The 14789-nt window shown below is 59.8% G+C and carries 17 protein-coding genes; 11 read left to right on the forward strand and 6 right to left on the reverse strand.

What is annotated here, in order from left to right; all coding sequences use genetic code 11:
* Positions 1-87 precede the first annotated feature (87 nt).
* On the reverse strand, positions 88-468 hold the full coding sequence (locus tag ACQGNJ_RS06500) for a hypothetical protein (protein WP_426688420.1): 381 nt from the start codon (positions 466-468) through the stop codon (positions 88-90).
* Between the two features lie 374 nt (positions 469-842).
* Here ACQGNJ_RS06500 and ACQGNJ_RS06505 point away from each other — a divergent pair, with 374 nt between their 5' ends.
* The 5 genes from ACQGNJ_RS06505 to ACQGNJ_RS06525 all read left to right on the forward strand — a co-directional run bounded on the left by ACQGNJ_RS06505 (position 843) and on the right by ACQGNJ_RS06525 (position 5210).
* A complete protein-coding gene (locus ACQGNJ_RS06505; RefSeq protein ID WP_426688421.1) occupies positions 843-1652 on the forward strand; it encodes a sensor histidine kinase in 810 nt (269 codons plus the stop codon).
* On the forward strand, positions 1649-2281 hold the full coding sequence (locus ACQGNJ_RS06510; RefSeq protein ID WP_426688422.1) for a response regulator: 633 nt from the start codon (positions 1649-1651) through the stop codon (positions 2279-2281). Before ACQGNJ_RS06505 ends, ACQGNJ_RS06510 begins: the two co-directional genes overlap by 4 nt.
* A 323-nt stretch (positions 2282-2604) precedes the next feature.
* Positions 2605-3552 (forward strand): MBL fold metallo-hydrolase, encoded by a 948-nt coding sequence (locus tag ACQGNJ_RS06515; protein WP_426688423.1) that lies wholly within the window; start codon positions 2605-2607, stop codon positions 3550-3552.
* Positions 3553-3715: 163 nt separating this feature from the next.
* Entirely contained in the window at positions 3716-4225 is a 510-nt protein-coding gene (locus ACQGNJ_RS06520) for a DUF302 domain-containing protein (protein ID WP_426688424.1), read from the forward strand.
* Positions 4226-4334: 109 nt separating this feature from the next.
* Positions 4335-5210: a polysaccharide deacetylase family protein gene (locus ACQGNJ_RS06525; protein WP_426688425.1), complete on the forward strand. Its 876-nt coding sequence runs from the start codon at positions 4335-4337 to the stop codon at positions 5208-5210.
* A gap of 74 nt (positions 5211-5284) precedes the next feature.
* On the opposite strand, the gene tehA is transcribed toward ACQGNJ_RS06525, so the two are convergent.
* The 3 genes from tehA to ACQGNJ_RS06540 form a co-directional block, all read right to left on the reverse strand.
* Positions 5285-6277, reverse strand: a complete 993-nt coding sequence (gene tehA, locus ACQGNJ_RS06530; RefSeq protein ID WP_426688426.1) for a dicarboxylate transporter/tellurite-resistance protein TehA — start codon at positions 6275-6277, stop codon at positions 5285-5287.
* A gap of 36 nt (positions 6278-6313) precedes the next feature.
* A complete protein-coding gene (locus tag ACQGNJ_RS06535; protein ID WP_426688427.1) occupies positions 6314-6655 on the reverse strand; it encodes a carboxymuconolactone decarboxylase family protein in 342 nt (113 codons plus the stop codon).
* Positions 6656-6924: 269 nt separating this feature from the next.
* Positions 6925-7557 carry a helix-turn-helix domain-containing protein gene (locus ACQGNJ_RS06540; RefSeq protein WP_426688428.1) on the reverse strand — a complete coding sequence of 211 codons (633 nt, stop codon included), beginning with the start codon at positions 7555-7557 and terminating at the stop codon, positions 6925-6927.
* 357 nt (positions 7558-7914) lie between these two features.
* Here ACQGNJ_RS06540 and ACQGNJ_RS06545 point away from each other — a divergent pair, with 357 nt between their 5' ends.
* From ACQGNJ_RS06545 to ACQGNJ_RS06555, 3 genes are all read left to right on the forward strand, one after another.
* Positions 7915-8217 (forward strand): tautomerase family protein, encoded by a 303-nt coding sequence (locus tag ACQGNJ_RS06545; protein WP_007804338.1) that lies wholly within the window; start codon positions 7915-7917, stop codon positions 8215-8217.
* 182 nt (positions 8218-8399) lie between these two features.
* Entirely contained in the window at positions 8400-8816 is a 417-nt protein-coding gene (locus tag ACQGNJ_RS06550; RefSeq protein ID WP_426688429.1) for a DUF305 domain-containing protein, read from the forward strand.
* A 58-nt stretch (positions 8817-8874) separates the two neighbouring features.
* Positions 8875-10347, forward strand: a complete 1473-nt coding sequence (locus ACQGNJ_RS06555) for a YncE family protein (RefSeq protein WP_426688430.1) — start codon at positions 8875-8877, stop codon at positions 10345-10347.
* A 252-nt stretch (positions 10348-10599) separates the two neighbouring features.
* Here ACQGNJ_RS06555 and ACQGNJ_RS06560 read toward each other — a convergent pair whose 3' ends face one another.
* Positions 10600-11733 (reverse strand): Gfo/Idh/MocA family protein, encoded by a 1134-nt coding sequence (locus ACQGNJ_RS06560; protein WP_426688431.1) that lies wholly within the window; start codon positions 11731-11733, stop codon positions 10600-10602.
* The gene (locus ACQGNJ_RS06565) at positions 11730-11975 is read right to left on the reverse strand and encodes a hypothetical protein (RefSeq protein WP_426688432.1); all 246 of its coding nucleotides are present in this window, start codon (positions 11973-11975) and stop codon (positions 11730-11732) included. The genes ACQGNJ_RS06560 and ACQGNJ_RS06565 overlap by 4 nt, the downstream gene beginning before the upstream one ends.
* Before the next feature lie 140 nt (positions 11976-12115).
* Between ACQGNJ_RS06565 and ACQGNJ_RS06570 the strand changes: the two genes are divergently transcribed.
* The 3 genes from ACQGNJ_RS06570 to ACQGNJ_RS06580 all read left to right on the forward strand — a co-directional run bounded on the left by ACQGNJ_RS06570 (position 12116) and on the right by ACQGNJ_RS06580 (position 14354).
* Positions 12116-12445: a hypothetical protein gene (locus tag ACQGNJ_RS06570; RefSeq protein WP_426688433.1), complete on the forward strand. Its 330-nt coding sequence runs from the start codon at positions 12116-12118 to the stop codon at positions 12443-12445.
* A 52-nt stretch (positions 12446-12497) separates the two neighbouring features.
* Positions 12498-12812: a DUF2384 domain-containing protein gene (locus ACQGNJ_RS06575; RefSeq protein ID WP_426688434.1), complete on the forward strand. Its 315-nt coding sequence runs from the start codon at positions 12498-12500 to the stop codon at positions 12810-12812.
* 168 nt (positions 12813-12980) lie between these two features.
* On the forward strand, positions 12981-14354 hold the full coding sequence (locus ACQGNJ_RS06580) for an FAD-containing oxidoreductase (RefSeq protein ID WP_426688435.1): 1374 nt from the start codon (positions 12981-12983) through the stop codon (positions 14352-14354).
* Positions 14355-14789: the final 435 nt, after the last annotated feature.

Raw genomic sequence — 14789 nt, forward strand, 5'->3', positions numbered from 1 at the left:
CTGAACCGGACGCCAGCTACGTCCGGATGCGCTGCTTCGCCAGGTTTGCGCCAATTGTCACCATTGGGCAGCTCCGACGAACGACGTCTACTTCTTCCTTCGTGGCGCTACAAGTATGCGCCTGCCATAAAGCACCGTGTCCAGCGAATAGGCACCTGGGCCCAGCAAACAGATGGCGGCGGCGGTGAGGATAGGTGGTGCCACGCACCCCGGGTTGGGGATGGTGCCGTGATACAAGGCCAAGCCGCAGCACAGCACACCTGCTCCCGCCGCCACGGGCGTCAGCAGGCCTGCCACAAGGCAAGACACGATCGCAAAGAGTACGGCGGCTCCTGCACCAGGTGGCATCAGCGCGGCTATCGGATCGCGGATATAGATGATGGAAGCAATCAGGGAGAGCCGCAGCAGCAGCAGACCCAACCCTGGGGCACCCACTGGAAACATGGAATAGAGGCGTTGCACGGCCATATGGATCAGTCGACCTGGTTAGCTCATGATTCCACGCCGGTGCCGGTGCGGCGATAGCCATTTCGGGTGATGTCCCGTCTTGAAAAGACGCGTATTCAGCCTGTCTGTGCCGGGCAGGAGATGAGATGGCGATCTGGTGGCAGCTTTGCCTTGGAAGGCATGCCTGGCATGTCGTGATGGTCTGTGCCCTTCTTGCGTCCTGTGCGGCTTCCAGTCTTGGCTCCCCAAGCGTGTCTGCTGGCGAGCCTGGGTGCGTTCACTCGACCGCGGGATGTGCGCAAGCCGATCTGGGCTACAGGCTCACCGGAAAAAGCTCTTCGCGCCTCAAGGCCGCTGATCGGTCACCGGGAATCGGAGGCTCTGGGGTTCAACTCGTGTCCCGCGAGAAGCTCTTCTCGCCGCTTCCATGGCTGACCGTTGGCCTGGTTCTCTCACTCGTGCTGGCAAGGCCATGGCTGGAGTGGCGGATGAGGCAGGCACGGAAACGCCGGGAAGCACTTAAGGAAAAGAGCGAACGGAGTGCCCGTGAAAGCCACGACATCCTGCTGCAGGAACTCCAGGGACTAGTGTTGCGCTTCGAGGCGGTGGCCAGGCGTATGCCCGCCCACGATCCGCTTCGGGTCATGATGGACACCGTGCTGGAGCGAGCGGATCAGGTGGTGCTCGATGGGCGCGATCGTGTTCGTGCCATGCAGGCGGCCACCGAGCAGAGCCTCGAACTTTCCAAAGCGCTTGCGACGTTCGCCAATGATTTCGTTACCGATGACCCGCCAACTTTCTGCCTCGTGGTGGAGGGTAAAGAACGCAGCCTGGAAGGACGCGTTCACGCGTGCGTATACGCCATTGGCAAGGAAGCGATACGAAATGCGTTCCGGCACGCCAGGGCAAGTCACGTCGAAGTGGAGATCAACCATGGCCTGGATCGGTTCCGGTTGCGTGTTCGTGATGACGGGATCGGCATTGATGCGCGGATCGTAGGCGGGGCGGAATGCCCGAAGCACCGCGGTCTGACCGTCATGCGCGAGCGTACACTGCAGGTCGGAGCAGAATTGGCGATCTGGGGACGGGATGGCCTGGGCACCGAGGTGGAGTTTCAGGCGCATTCTGCGATCGCTTACGAAACCGGACGGAAAACATTCCTCGGCAAACTGTGTCGGCTTATGGGGGGAGGGAGGTACAAATGAGCGCAGGCAATCCCGCTATTCGGATACTCATTGCCGACGACCATCCTTTGCTTCGCGAAGGTGTGGCGGCCGTGCTTGAACAGGAACCGGATATTGAGCTCGTGGCTGAGGCGAGCGACGGCCTGGAGGCCGTGGAGCAATTCAGACACCACCGTCCCGATGTAACTCTCATGGACTTGGAGATGCCTGGCATGGGCGGAATCGAGGCTATCGAAGCCATCCGCAAAGAGTTTGAGCATGCCGTGATCATGGTGCTCACGACCTACAAGGGCGATGCCCAGGCGTTGCGCGCACTCAAGGCAGGCGCCCGGGGCTACATGCTCAAGAGCGCGGTGCGCAAGGAACTGGTGGACAGTATCCGCCTGCTTCATGCAGGCAAGCGCTGCATCCCGGCAGAGATAGCCACCGAGATCGCCAGCCACGCCGTCGATGATGCTCTGACATTGCGCGAGATGGCAGTTCTGAGGTGCGTTGCTGCAGGCCAGTCAAACAAGGTCATCGCCAGAGAACTCTCCATCTCTGAAGACACCGTCAAAGTTCATATGAAGAGCATCCTGTCCAAGCTGGATGCACGGGCGCGAACGCACGCAGTAACGATTGCACTGCGAAGAGGCATCATCGGGCCTTGAGCCGAGGGCAGTCTGTGCCGATTGCCGCCCATGAGTACGGGAAGGATGATGCCCCTGTGCCTCACGGGGACATGCAAGTTGGCGTTTGCTGATTCCCTGATAGCTGCTCCATCGATCTGCGGAACGTCCAATAACTTTCGAAGACACCGGCTTAGCCTTTTCTTGCGAGCGCAAACTGGGGCTGGCTCCGCAGTGCACGGATCTGCATGAAACGTCTGCATGGCCCATGGATGCATGCCGGAACTTTCCCCTGATTGCTTCCGCGATATGCGGCGTTCGCACCATGCCAAACGCCAACCCGGCGCTCATCAGAGGAAGCCAACATGCATTCAACACTGACAGGATCGAAACGCTGTATCGCGGCCACCGTCGCCTTGCTGATCGCGCTGATCTTTTCTGCACGTTCGCCTGCTCAGGCCACTGGCCCATTCGAGGTCATCAATCACGCCGCGGCGCAGAGCAACGTGCCGATGCATCACCTGCGCGGCAACATGTACGCGCTCGAAGGTTCGGGTGGAAACATCACGGTCCTGAACGGTCCGGACGGGAAATTCCTTGTCGATGCCGGCATCGCCCTTTCCAGAACGAGAATCCGCAAGGATCTGGCCGATGTCGGCAAGCAATCGGTGAAATACGTGGTGAATACCCACTGGCACTGGGATCACGCCGATGGAAATGGGTGGCTGCGTGATGGCGGTGCTGCCGTCATTGCCACGCCACAGACGCTGAAGCATTTGAGCGAAAGTACCCGCGTGGATGCGTGGAACCACACCTTTGCACCCGTGCCGACGAACGGGCGACCGACCATTCTGATCACCACTGAAAGGACGTTCGACATGGACGGCGAGAAAGTCCATGTCATGCCGATCCAGCCCAGCCATACCGATGGCGATATCGTCGTCTATTTCGAAAAGAATAATGTCATCGCCACCGGAGACGTGTTCTGGAATGGCGTCTATCCCTTCATCGATGACCAACAAGGTGGTGGCATCGATGGAACGATCGCCGTTGATAACCGACTCATCGGCATGAGCGACGACCAGACCGTCATCGTGCCAGGTCATGGGCCCGTGGCTACACGCGCCGACCTGATTGCGTTCCAGGACATGCTCAAGAATACCCGCGAAAAAATTGCTGCGCTCAAGAGCAAAGGGCTATCGGTCGACGAGATCGTTGCTGCCAAACCGACGGCAGCATACGACGCAAGATGGGGTGGCTCCATCATTAATCCCGCGACGTTTGTCAGGGTTGTATATGACGGCCTGAAGTAACGGTGGCCGCGTCAGGAGCGGCCGTATTCGGTGCGTGGGCTGCCCCGCGAAATCCGCCTGCAAGCGGCCAACCGCTCTTTCGATGCAGCGCCATATAGCGGACGCACCGGAGATCCGCGAGCTGGCCTGCAATGTGCACCATTTCACCAGATGGATCGATTCAATGATTGATGAGCTGGTGGTCTACGCCACCCCGAGCCGGCCGCGATTCCAACGCATCCTGACTTCGGCTTTCACGTTTGAGGAAACGCTGCAGCGACTTCGGCAGGCCATCGCGGATGCCGATCTATGGGTGATTTACGAGATCAACCCCCAGATGCTGCTGGCGCGTGGCGGGTTTCGGATCGACTCATCGAGACAGCTGCTTTTCTTTCATCCAAGGTATGTGGTGCGCATTCTGAAGCGCAATCCCAGTGCCTTGATCGAGATTCCCCTGAAGGTCCTCGTGATGCAGATGCCGGACGGATCGGTGACGGTGCGGCAGAACGACGTGGAGGCGATGCTTCGTCGCTATCCTGAAATGAGCGAGTTGGCCATCGAGCTCGCTGACCTGTCCAGGCGGGTGACCGCTTCGGTAAGCGGGAAGTCCGGGACTCGCGAAGAATCAAGTCAATCGCCATCTGGCTTGCCATCTCCAGGATCGGCAGTGTCGGGCCTTCCGGGGATATGGTGAATGACCCGGGATGCTATATCCGCTACAGATTCAGGCCGGCGGAGTGGCCGTCGGCATCACCCCACGGTACGCGCCGCTTTCCCACTCAACTGCCGAAACGGAACATCTCATGTTCACGCCATCCACCACAGGGCCGTTCTGGCCCGACAACACCCGCCTGGTCATTTCGATCTCGATGCAGTTCGAAGCCGGCGGCCAGCCTCCCAAAGGTACCGACAGTCCGTTTCCTCCAGTCGATTTTCCCGATAGCGTACCGTCCGATCCGGCGACCAATACCTGGTTCGCCTACGGCTATCGGGAGGGTATTCCGCGCATGCTGGATCTGTGGGATCGGCATGAGGTAAAGGTGACCTCACACATGATCGGCGAGGCCGCCCGAAAGCACCCGGACCTGGCGCGTGAGATCGTTGCGCGCGGCCATGAAGCGGCAGCGCATGGCCCGCAATGGCGTTCGCAGTATGCGATGAGTCGAGAAGAGGAGGAGCATTTCATTGCCGATGGCACGCGGATGGTCGAGGAAATCACCGGCCAGCGGCCGAGCGGCTACAACGCCAACTGGTTGCGCCGTGGGCCTCATACGCTTTCGCTACTGCAGAAGCTTGGTTACAGCTATCACATCGACGACCTGAGCCGCGATGAGCCCTTTATCGAGCAGGTAAACGGCATGGACTTTGTAGTTGTACCTTATACCCTGCGCAACAACGACATCCTGTTGGTCGAAGGTCGCAACTACTCGCCGGATATGTTCTTGGCACAGGTCAAGCGTGACTTCGATGAGCTATACCGGGAAGCAGATGCACGCCGACGCATGATGTCGATCAGCGCCCACGACCGCATCAGCGGCTCGCCGCAGATGGTCGGTGTCTGGGACGAATTCATCCGCTATGCCAAGAGCAGGCCCGGTGTTTCCTTCATGCGCAAGGACGAGATCGCCAGGTTCGCGTTGCAAAGCCCGCTGACGCTGCGCGAAAGCGAAACCATCTGACACTTTCGCGGGTACCGGTCATCGGTAGCTGCCTCCACTGCAGTGAGACATGCGATGAATATGCGGATCGCGTCTTATTGATGAGGTGTTGCGGTATTCGCAAGCGTCGGCGCGGCAGCATGCGGCGGTAGAAGTCGCCCCTGCAGCAAGCGGATCAGCGTGCCGATTACCAGTACTGCCATTACGGCGTTGGCCAGAATGAAGACGGCTGGTGCCAGCAGCGGTATGGCCCCTTGGACGCCGCGCAACGTCATCTGCATGGCACCGATCGCTATGGCGGTGACGCCAAAGCTGAAAGCCCAGTAGGACGGTGCGAACGGTTGATGAACGACCCACGGTATCAGCCGTGCCAGCATCAGCAACTGAAACAGCCCATAGCCCCACATTGTCTGCACAAACGGATCAGGCAAACCATGCGTGTTGGCAAGCCACGCAACCGTGGCGACCGCGGGCGGTGCCAGTTGAATGCCCAGCGTGGGGCGCAATGGATCGGCCAGCGGCGGCCCCATCCACAGGCGCATCAGGATCACCGATTCCATGACGACCCAGTTGAAGAAGCCGATGCCGAAAAACAGCAGCCCCCAGGAGCTGAAGCCGAGCACACCGGCAACGATGGCGCTGATCAGGTTGCCTGCCACGGTTGGCAGGAACAGCACGGGCGTGTTCATGGCGATATCACGCCCACCACGCCACATGCCACCAGAATGAAAAACCCCGAAAACCAGCTGCCCGGCTGCACCGATGGTGAGTGCTGCCACTGCAATACGATGCGCATGCGGTGCCAGCACGATGCCCATGAGTGAAGTGGAGGCGGGAAGCAAACCGATGAAACAGCACTGGATGGCATCGTGCGCTTCGTCCAGTGCATCCGCACGAGCAAACCACCACTTGCCGAGATAGGCGATGGTGATCGTGGCCCAAATCAGGGCACCGACCACCATGATGACTTCCCCGACCATTGCAGGAAGTCCCCACAAGGCAGTGCTGGCGCGCCACGCGCTACCCAGTGCGACCATGCCGAGCACCATGCCGAAGTACGCGGCAGGAATCGTTCGGAAGGCACGCATGCGGTTCTCCTCGGTGGTCGCGTCGGGTCGGCGAATTTACGTGGCGCTATAAGCCTCCACGGCGTCCATCACCCGGGAGGAATAGACCATTGCCGCTCCGGCATTGAGCGCCACCGCGACACCGAGTGCCTCGGCAATCTCCTCGCGCGATGCTCCATGCTTCAGCGCCTCGGCGGTGTGCACCGTGATACAGCCATCGCATTGACGGGTGACGGCCACGGCCAGTGCGATCAGCTCGCGCGTCTTCGCATCCAGCTGGCTGGTTTTGTGGCCGGCTTTGGACAAGGTCTGGTAGCCGACGAGCGTGTCGGGGCTGAGCTTGCCGATCTCACCAATGCGGCCCATCAGTTGTTTGCGGTAGTTCTGCCAATCGAGCATGGGGGAATCCTCGTGGTGCGTGCGGTGGCCGGCGATTTGCCTGACCAGGTGCGCGGAGTATCACGCGCTGTCTCGGTCCAACCAACACTCGAAAGAGGTAAGGTTTCGCACCACGTCAGAGCGGAGATATTCGCTCGCCAGGCAGCTTCCAGGTAAGCGCGATCTTCATTTCGAGTAGGGCGCTCGCTGGCGATGGGCCAATCGAATGAGCGACTTGCGGATCAGTTCCGGTTGCCCGGATGAGCTGCTGTTCCAGGCGAGGCATCTGCTCAATCGGAAACCGGGCTTTTGCGCCACGCTCCTGGAGTAGTTCCAAGCCATTTCCTGAATACCCGGCACATATGCGCCTGTTCACAGAATCCGCATTCCAGTGCTATCTCGCTGAGAGGAAAGTCGGTATCGCGCAGCATCGTCTTTGCCGCTTCGATGCGTTGCCTTGTCAGCCAGCGATGCGGTGGCAGGCCGACAGACTCCTTGAACAGGCGGGCAAAATGCCCTTTCGACAACCTGCATGCGGCGGCGGCATGCGATACAGGACAGTATTCGTCCAAGGCGTGAGCCAACAGTGCCTGCGCCTTGCGAATCTGCCAGGTTGCCAACCCGTAAGCCTTGGCCTGGAAAGGTGCGGACATCGGCTGGTCGGGCCTGTCTACCGACGCGGTACCGATACCGCGCAGTATCACTGGGGCCGGCAAAGGCAAACGTGCTTGATCGCCATCTCGACGACGCCAATACGGCAATGACCCATCCGGGATGACTGGGTCGGCGATGCTTTTCTCTGCACACGTCTCGATGCGATGACGGCCGGTTCTTCGATGCGAGGTGGCTGCGGGTGGCCTGCGCTGGAACCGCTGTTTACCCGCTTCAACATGCAGGTTGTCGAGGCACTTTTCATCGGGCATGGCGACATCTCGCAACTGGCGTAAGCGGAAGGGCCTTTCAGGAAAGCTTTACCCACTGTTCGGGCTTTGCTTGTCCGGCACGTCGACGATAGATGTGATCGACGTGCTGCCGCGTCACCACTCGGATGGGTACGCCACTACTACCAAAGAGTCATGAGGAGATGTCTGCTGCCGAGTCTCTGTACTTCGACCTTTCGGTGGGATGGCCGCGCATCCATCGACACGTCGTCCAACGATGTGCGAATCGTCCAATAGCTTTCATCACTGCCGACCTAGCATCCGCATGTGGTTCGGAACTTTCGCTTGATCGAAAGAAAGCAAGGCGACGCATATCGCCCATGACCTGAGGAAACGACTATGCCCTTTGTCAACGTAAAGATCGTGGATGGCGTCTTCACCAGTGAAGAGAAGCACGCAATGGCGAAGGAGCTCACTGAAGTGATGGTGAAATACGAGGGTTCCGAAGCCTTCCGTGAAGTCGTGTGGGTCCTTATCGAGGAGCTCCATACGGATGGCTGGCATATCGGCGGCCGTCCGTTCGCCGGACCGAAATCACTGATGGAGAACCTCGGCAATTCGAAGAAGATTTTCGAGATGATCGATGGTGCCCCGGCAAGCCGCGAGGAGTTCGCTGCGGTCATGCCTGCCCGAAGCAAATGAGGCGTGCGGACATGAGCGCTGGTTCTCATCCAGAACGCATGCAAGCACACATGGGATTCCGGCTGCCGTCCGTCGCGAATTCAGAAGGGTGTGAGAATTTCTGGCTCACATCAACGAGAGCTGGATCGGCCTCTTCGCCTGATGATCTCCTGCCCGGGCGAATTCGCGTTGCGACGCGGGTCATGTCCATCGCATTGGCCTGCGCCGTTCCGACTTTTGCGTTGGCTGGCGGCAGTGGGCACTCCGCTTCAGGAGAGAGAGCTCCAGCTTCCCATGCCTTGCTGAAGGCACATAACGAGGCCCCGTTCCTGGCGGCGAACGATGCCGCCATGACAAAGATGATGGAGGGCATGTCGGTACGGCCGAGTGGCGACATCGATCACGACTTCGTGGCGATGATGGTGCCTCACCATCAAGGTGCCATTGACATGGCGGTTGCCGAGCTTCGCTACGGTCATAACGAACGGCTCAGGCGGCTTGCGCAGGAAATCATCGTGACGCAGCAACAGGAGATTGCCGCGATGCGCCTGGCGATCGGCGAGAAGCTTCCGCCCTCCCTCGCTTCACCCACCCAGCCCCCACCCGTGCCCGATCACTAATGCATGCGGCGGTGTTGGATCCATGCATGTTCGAGCCAGTTTGGACGAGGAATCGATTATGAAACCCGTGGTTCTTTCAATGGCGTTGCTCGCCGGCGCTTGTCTTGCCGGACTGCCCTCCGCTCGTGCGGGTCAGGCTCCCGGCTCGGCAAGCGATCGTGACATTCCCATCAGCCATCGCGATCGCGTCTACGCGGCCGAGCAGTTCTCCAATACGGTATCGGTGACGGATCCTGTCGACAACCGACTGCTTGGTGTCATCCGCCTGGGAGACCCCCTGCCGGGAAACCTGAGTGCGCTTTACAAGGGGCAGCTGTTGGTACACGGGATGGGGTATTCCCCGGATCACCGAACGCTAGCGGTCGTATCGATCGGCAGCAACTCGGTGACCTTTATCGACACCACCACCAATGCCGTGAAGCACACCACTTATGTGGGACGCTCGCCGCACGAGGCATTCTTCACGCCGGATGGTCGCGAGGTCTGGGTCACCGTCCGTGGTGAGGATTACATCGACGTACTCGACGGCAGCACCTACGCGGAGAAAACGCGGATCAAGGTTCCGGCCGGACCCGGCATGCAGATTTTCTCGCCGGACGGCAAGTATGGCTATGTCTGCTCATCTTTCAATCCCGAGACAGACGTGATCGCAGTCGCCGATCACACCATCGTCGGCCGGGTCAAGCAGGCAAGCCCTTTTTGCCCCAACATCGCGGCAACACCCGATGGAAAGCAGGTGTGGTTCACGCTGAAGGATATAGGCAAGGTGCAGGTCTTCGGCGCCCGCCCACCGTTCGCGCTTCTCAAGACACTCGATACCGGACCGCTCACCAACCATGTGAATTTTGCACGCACAACGAAGGGCAGCTTCGCCTACGTGACGATTGGTGGCCCGAACCAGGTCAAGGTCTACCGTACGGACGATTTCGAACAGGTCGCCACCATACCCGTCGGCAAGCTTCCGCATGGCCTGTGGCCTTCCGGTGATGGATCGCGGATCTATGTTGGTCTGGAGAACGGCGATGCCGTGATGGTCATCGATACGCTGACCAACAAGGTCATTGCGACAGTTCCGGTGGGGCAGGCCCCGCAAGCGTTGGTTTATGTCCCTGATGCGGTCCCGACGGGCGAGGGCACACAAAACCTCCAGCCGCTGGGTCTGGCGGGTCAAGCCACGCATCTCATGCTTGCGTCACGCGCTGGCCATGCCGGCAGCGGTGCCGAGGCACCGACCAGCGTGTCCCTGTTCGATCAAGGGCTGACGCAGGTGCTTCAAGCGGTGGTCACTGACTTGCCGCCCAAAAAACCGTATGTGCTCGCTCTGGCGACACAAGCGGATGGCACCGGTGCTCTGGTTCCCCTGGCGGTATTCAAGACCAATCCGGCTGGCTCCGCCGTCGTCAATGCAGTGGGGCCGATCCGCCAGGTCGTACAGGAAGGTGTTACCGCGGTGGATCGGCGCTACCTGGTGATCGTCCCTGGAACCGCTGCGGTTCACGGTGCTGCGGTGCAGGTACAGGTTTCCAGGTAAGTATCTAGCGACAAGGCCGCGACATCCGTGCCGATACGGAACGATGCATGTTCCTGCTAGATCTCTCCGCAGCAGAGGAAAAGGAATGGAGGGAGGCGCAAGCCGCTGCCACGACCTGCTCGACTCGGGCGATATGGCGGCGTGCTGGCCAGCGTAGAGGTGCCAAGCTGGTCAAATGTTCCTGGTCAGGTTGACGGAGGGCGCACACGCCGCATGGTTGTGTTGTGCGGCGATCCGCATAAAGGCCGGATGCTAGGGCCGCACCACCGCAGGCTCGCGGATATATTGCGTCGAACCGCTTCGACTTGCCTCCTCAATTGCCGCGAGCAGTCGATGACGGCGCAGAGCGTACTGGAAATCTGGCACCGTCTGGCTTCCCTCGCGAATGTCATGGGCGAGATGAGCGTAAGTGCGCAGTACGTTCGCGCCAATATCACCCGACAGGCCACCCGGTTCGTGCGCATAGCTCTCGGGCAGTTCCATCCGCGCCACTGCTGCCTGTTTACCCGAACCACCCAGCAACAACAGATCGGCAACTTGCAGGTTTCCGACGGAAGAAGTGATGACCAAGTCGCCCTCCGTGCCGTTTATTTCCCAGCGCAGATTGTCGCCGCGCGAAACTCCGCCACGATAGAACACCGAGGCGATGGCACCGCTCGCCAGCGTGCCCGAAATGGCAATCTGATCCGGAGTGGTGACGGCAATGTCATGGCGGTCTTCCGCGATTTGCACCGTCGTACGTCGTACGCTGGTGGAGGCAGCTATCGAGACGAAATCGCCGAGCACGAAATTGACCGCCTCCAGCGCATGAAGGGTGGGTACCGACAGTGTCGACACTCCATTTGCAGCGTCGAACATATAGGCGTGCGCACGGTCGGTGACACCGCCCCAGGCGATGCCGGAGCCGACCAGTGTCGTGCCGAGTACTTCACCAATATAGCCATCGGCAACCAGCGTACGGGCATGCCGGACGGCTGGCGCGAAGCGTGCCTGCAGTCCGATCGCCGTTCTCGTATTTACCCTTCGTGCGCGGTCGGCCAGATTGATCGCTTCATCCAGATTTTTGCCCAGCGGCCATTCGCTGAGCACCATCCGGCCAGCATCCAGCGCTGCCGAAATCAAGGCGTGATGATGCGGAACCTTCACCGCGACAACCACCAGATCGACGCCTGGATGTGTAATCAGATCGGTGGGATCGGTGAAAGCTGGCACGCCAAAAGCTTCGGCGGCCGCGCGTGCCGACTCGGGCCGGCTGGTGCTTACCGCGCGCAGCTCATAGTCCGGCAAGGCCTGGATGGCCGGGATATGGGCGGCCATCGCCCACCCGGGGTTCGAGGGGCTCGCGCCGATCACCCCGACGCCGATCGCGTTCTTGATGATGCTCATGATCTATTTCCGGTCAGGTCGTTTTCAGCCGTTTGCCGCATGGCGATATTGGCGTTGCAGATTCTGCGCAGTATTGCGCGCCACCCCAAGCCGTTGAATACTCGAAAGAGGTAGGTGTCCCCGGCATCGCCGAGGGCTTTAACGATCGCGATCCCCTCAAAAGGGGACCTCTCGTGATCGAGAATCAAGAGTTGGCAATCGGCGACCACCGCATGCGTGGCCTCAATGGCGGCCTTGATCATTCCCGTTCCGGGTGGGTCGTCCAGCGCGCCTGCGATGGTGGCTTCAAAGTGCAGGGAAGGGTCAAGTCAGTGCAAGAATGGAAAAGCCCGCAAGCGTCGCAATGCCTAACCTCGTGCTATATCGAAGCGAGGGCACACCGATGCATGCCAGCCGTGCAACCCAATCCAGCACCAACATTTCCTTGCGAAAATTGCTGTGTGCGGCCTACCTGGCCGACCCACGCGACCAATTGATTTCGCCGATCGGCGAGCGTGATTACAGCACCCTATTCGGCCGTATTCCGGTGGCATTGGCCGTACTTCGGATGGCGGCGCAGATCGAGATGGATCCGGCTGTGGCAATGCATTGGTACCGCCACACCCGCATTTCCGAACTCGGGTATCTCACTGCTGAACAATTGGTCGCGCTGGGCCGTGCGGAAGCGGTGATCGCGTTCCTTCGCTCGGTGCGCGATGGCCAGCGCGACTGAGTCCGTACGAGTGGCTATCCCCACTGCCCAAGGTCGCAGGAGAAGTAGACCCATGCGCAAGCCACAGATCCGATTTCAGAACATCGCTGACGAGATTGCCCGCATCAATGCTCAGCGCGACACGCTGGTACTTGGCGCGTTTGAGGCCTTGGAATGTCGACATGCGTCCCTGGTGCAAGTGCTTCTGGAAAGGATGGGTAGCCGGCAACGGGCGGCGTACTGGATGTGTTCGCATCAACGCGCACTGAGTGGCAGGAGTGCTTACGAGTTGTTGGCCGATGGGGATGACGACAGCTTGTGGGATCTGTTGTCGGGAGTGGAACAGGCCGATACTTCAAGTTCGCTACGAGTATTCATAGCCGGCTGAAACTCCGCCCGTACAGCCAGCCAATATCACACCGTGGCGACATCGCACTGCGAAAAGTGTGCTTGATGGTGGATATTCTGGCGACAGCATTTTTCGGTACTTCTCATTGGAGTTCGGCAAGCCCACTGCCTGATGACGTTATGCGCTGTCCACATAGCTGGAGGTTCCATGAGTCAGTACTTTGATGCGGTTGTGATCGGTGCCGGACAGGCGGGGCCACCACTCGCCGAGAGACTGGGCAAAGCGGGCAAGCGCGTTGCCGTGATCGAGCGGAAGCTCGTGGGTGGTACTTGCGTCAATACCGGTTGCATCCCCACCAAGGCGATGGTGGCCAGCGCCTATGTGGCGCACATGACGCATCGCGCGCATGAATACGGTGTACTGCAAGCCTCGGATTCACAGGTTGACGTGCAGCGGGTATGGGAGCGCACGCAAGGCATTTCCGGCAAGGCACGCAACGGCGTCGCCAGCTGGCTACGCAACATGGCCAATGTAACCCTGCTTGAAGGGCACGCACGGTTCGATTCAGCAACAACCCTGCGTCTGGGCGAAACCCTTATCGAGGCGGAATCGTTTTTCATCAATGTCGGCGGTCGTGCATCCGTGCCGGCATTTCCCGGCATCGATTCCGTGCCGTTTCTCACCAACACCGGGATGATGGGTCTGCGCGAGCTGCCGGAGCACCTGATCATCGTCGGCGGTAGCTACATCGGCCTGGAGTTTGGCCAGATGTTCCGCCGCTTCGGCTCCAAGGTAACCATCGTCGAGCGGGCAACGCGTCTATTGCCACGAGAAGACGCAGACGTCTCCAAGGCCATTCTGGAACTGCTGCAGGACGAAGGCATCACCGTTCATCTGGGTGCCGATTGCATAGCACTGGCAGGAAAGGCCGGCGCAGTGAAGGTAAAGGCCGAAGGCAACCAGCTTTGCGAGAAGGCAGTGGGAACACATTTGCTGCTCGCCGTGGGGCGTCAACCCAATACGGATGACTTGGGCCTGGATATGGCGGGAATCGTGGTCGATGCCCGCGGTTACATTCAGGTGGATGAGCAGTGCAGGACCAATGTGTCAGGGATCTGGGCCATGGGCGATTGCAACGGGCGTGGTGCCTTTACCCACACGGCCTACAACGATTTCGAGATCGTCGCAGCGAATGTGCTGGATCAAGATCAGCGCCGCATTTCCGAGCGCATCCTCGCCTACAGCCTGTTTACCGACCCGCCGCTGGCGCGGGTCGGCCTCACCGAACAGGAGGCACGGCGATCCGGGCGTGAAGTTCTGGTCGGTGTTCGGCACATGTCGCGGGTGGGCCGCGCCATTGAGCGCGGCGAAACGGTCGGCTTCATGAAGGTGATAGTCGACTGCGCCACGCAGGAGCTGCTTGGCGCAGCGATTTTCGGAGTGAATGGTGACGAGGCCATCCATTGCCTGCTGGATGTGATGTACGCCAAGGCACCGTACACCGCAGTATCCCGCGCCGTGCATATCCACCCGACGGTGGCTGAGCTGTTGCCCACAGCGCTGCAAAATCTTCATTCTTAGGCGATATCCGGGGCGCATCGCGACACGAGGGGGCGGTCCCGAGCCTTGCGATGAGTGATAAGCGATGTATCACTACTCTCTGTGCGGAAGTCGGCAAGAGATTCCTATATCTGGTGGCAATGCGACAGTTGAATCGGTTGGTGATTGCAAATGCCGAGAACTCGCTGAATGGGGTAGGGGAGTTCTTGGTCCCAAGCGGCTCGCCACCGTGAACCGAGTTTCAAGAAGGGTGTCCGTCATGGCACTTTATTTGGTGCCTAGGCCGGCCCGACGTGATGGCACCTGAGCAGCGGCGCAACGTCTTTTCGGCCACGCGCCGTGGCCGATACGCCAAGGATCGGACAGCTCAATCGCGCTCACACCCATCTGCGAACGCGGCTCGCGCTGAAGTGACTTTGATTTAACGAAATTTCAGATCCATATTACTTTTGTGAA

Origin of the sequence: Rhodanobacter ginsengiterrae, assembly GCF_050026815.1 — a bacterium.
Taxonomy (GTDB): domain Bacteria; phylum Pseudomonadota; class Gammaproteobacteria; order Xanthomonadales; family Rhodanobacteraceae; genus Rhodanobacter; species Rhodanobacter ginsengiterrae.

Coding starts and splice junctions, on each gene's coding strand:
- ACQGNJ_RS06540 (WP_426688428.1), bottom strand. CDS start 7,557: ATGCCCGATGAAAAGTGCCTCGACAACCTGCATGTTGAAGCGGGTAAA.
- ACQGNJ_RS06535 (WP_426688427.1), bottom strand. CDS start 6,655: ATGCTCGATTGGCAGAACTACCGCAAACAACTGATGGGCCGCATTGGT.
- ACQGNJ_RS06500 (WP_426688420.1), bottom strand. CDS start 468: ATGGCCGTGCAACGCCTCTATTCCATGTTTCCAGTGGGTGCCCCAGGG.
- ACQGNJ_RS06515 (WP_426688423.1), top strand. CDS start 2,605: ATGCATTCAACACTGACAGGATCGAAACGCTGTATCGCGGCCACCGTC.
- ACQGNJ_RS06580 (WP_426688435.1), top strand. CDS start 12,981: ATGAGTCAGTACTTTGATGCGGTTGTGATCGGTGCCGGACAGGCGGGG.
- ACQGNJ_RS06565 (WP_426688432.1), bottom strand. CDS start 11,975: ATGATCAAGGCCGCCATTGAGGCCACGCATGCGGTGGTCGCCGATTGC.
- ACQGNJ_RS06520 (WP_426688424.1), top strand. CDS start 3,716: ATGATTGATGAGCTGGTGGTCTACGCCACCCCGAGCCGGCCGCGATTC.
- ACQGNJ_RS06525 (WP_426688425.1), top strand. CDS start 4,335: ATGTTCACGCCATCCACCACAGGGCCGTTCTGGCCCGACAACACCCGC.
- ACQGNJ_RS06550 (WP_426688429.1), top strand. CDS start 8,400: ATGTCCATCGCATTGGCCTGCGCCGTTCCGACTTTTGCGTTGGCTGGC.
- ACQGNJ_RS06560 (WP_426688431.1), bottom strand. CDS start 11,733: ATGAGCATCATCAAGAACGCGATCGGCGTCGGGGTGATCGGCGCGAGC.
- ACQGNJ_RS06545 (WP_007804338.1), top strand. CDS start 7,915: ATGCCCTTTGTCAACGTAAAGATCGTGGATGGCGTCTTCACCAGTGAA.
- ACQGNJ_RS06510 (WP_426688422.1), top strand. CDS start 1,649: ATGAGCGCAGGCAATCCCGCTATTCGGATACTCATTGCCGACGACCAT.
- ACQGNJ_RS06570 (WP_426688433.1), top strand. CDS start 12,116: ATGCATGCCAGCCGTGCAACCCAATCCAGCACCAACATTTCCTTGCGA.
- ACQGNJ_RS06555 (WP_426688430.1), top strand. CDS start 8,875: ATGAAACCCGTGGTTCTTTCAATGGCGTTGCTCGCCGGCGCTTGTCTT.
- ACQGNJ_RS06575 (WP_426688434.1), top strand. CDS start 12,498: ATGCGCAAGCCACAGATCCGATTTCAGAACATCGCTGACGAGATTGCC.
- tehA (WP_426688426.1), bottom strand. CDS start 6,277: ATGCGTGCCTTCCGAACGATTCCTGCCGCGTACTTCGGCATGGTGCTC.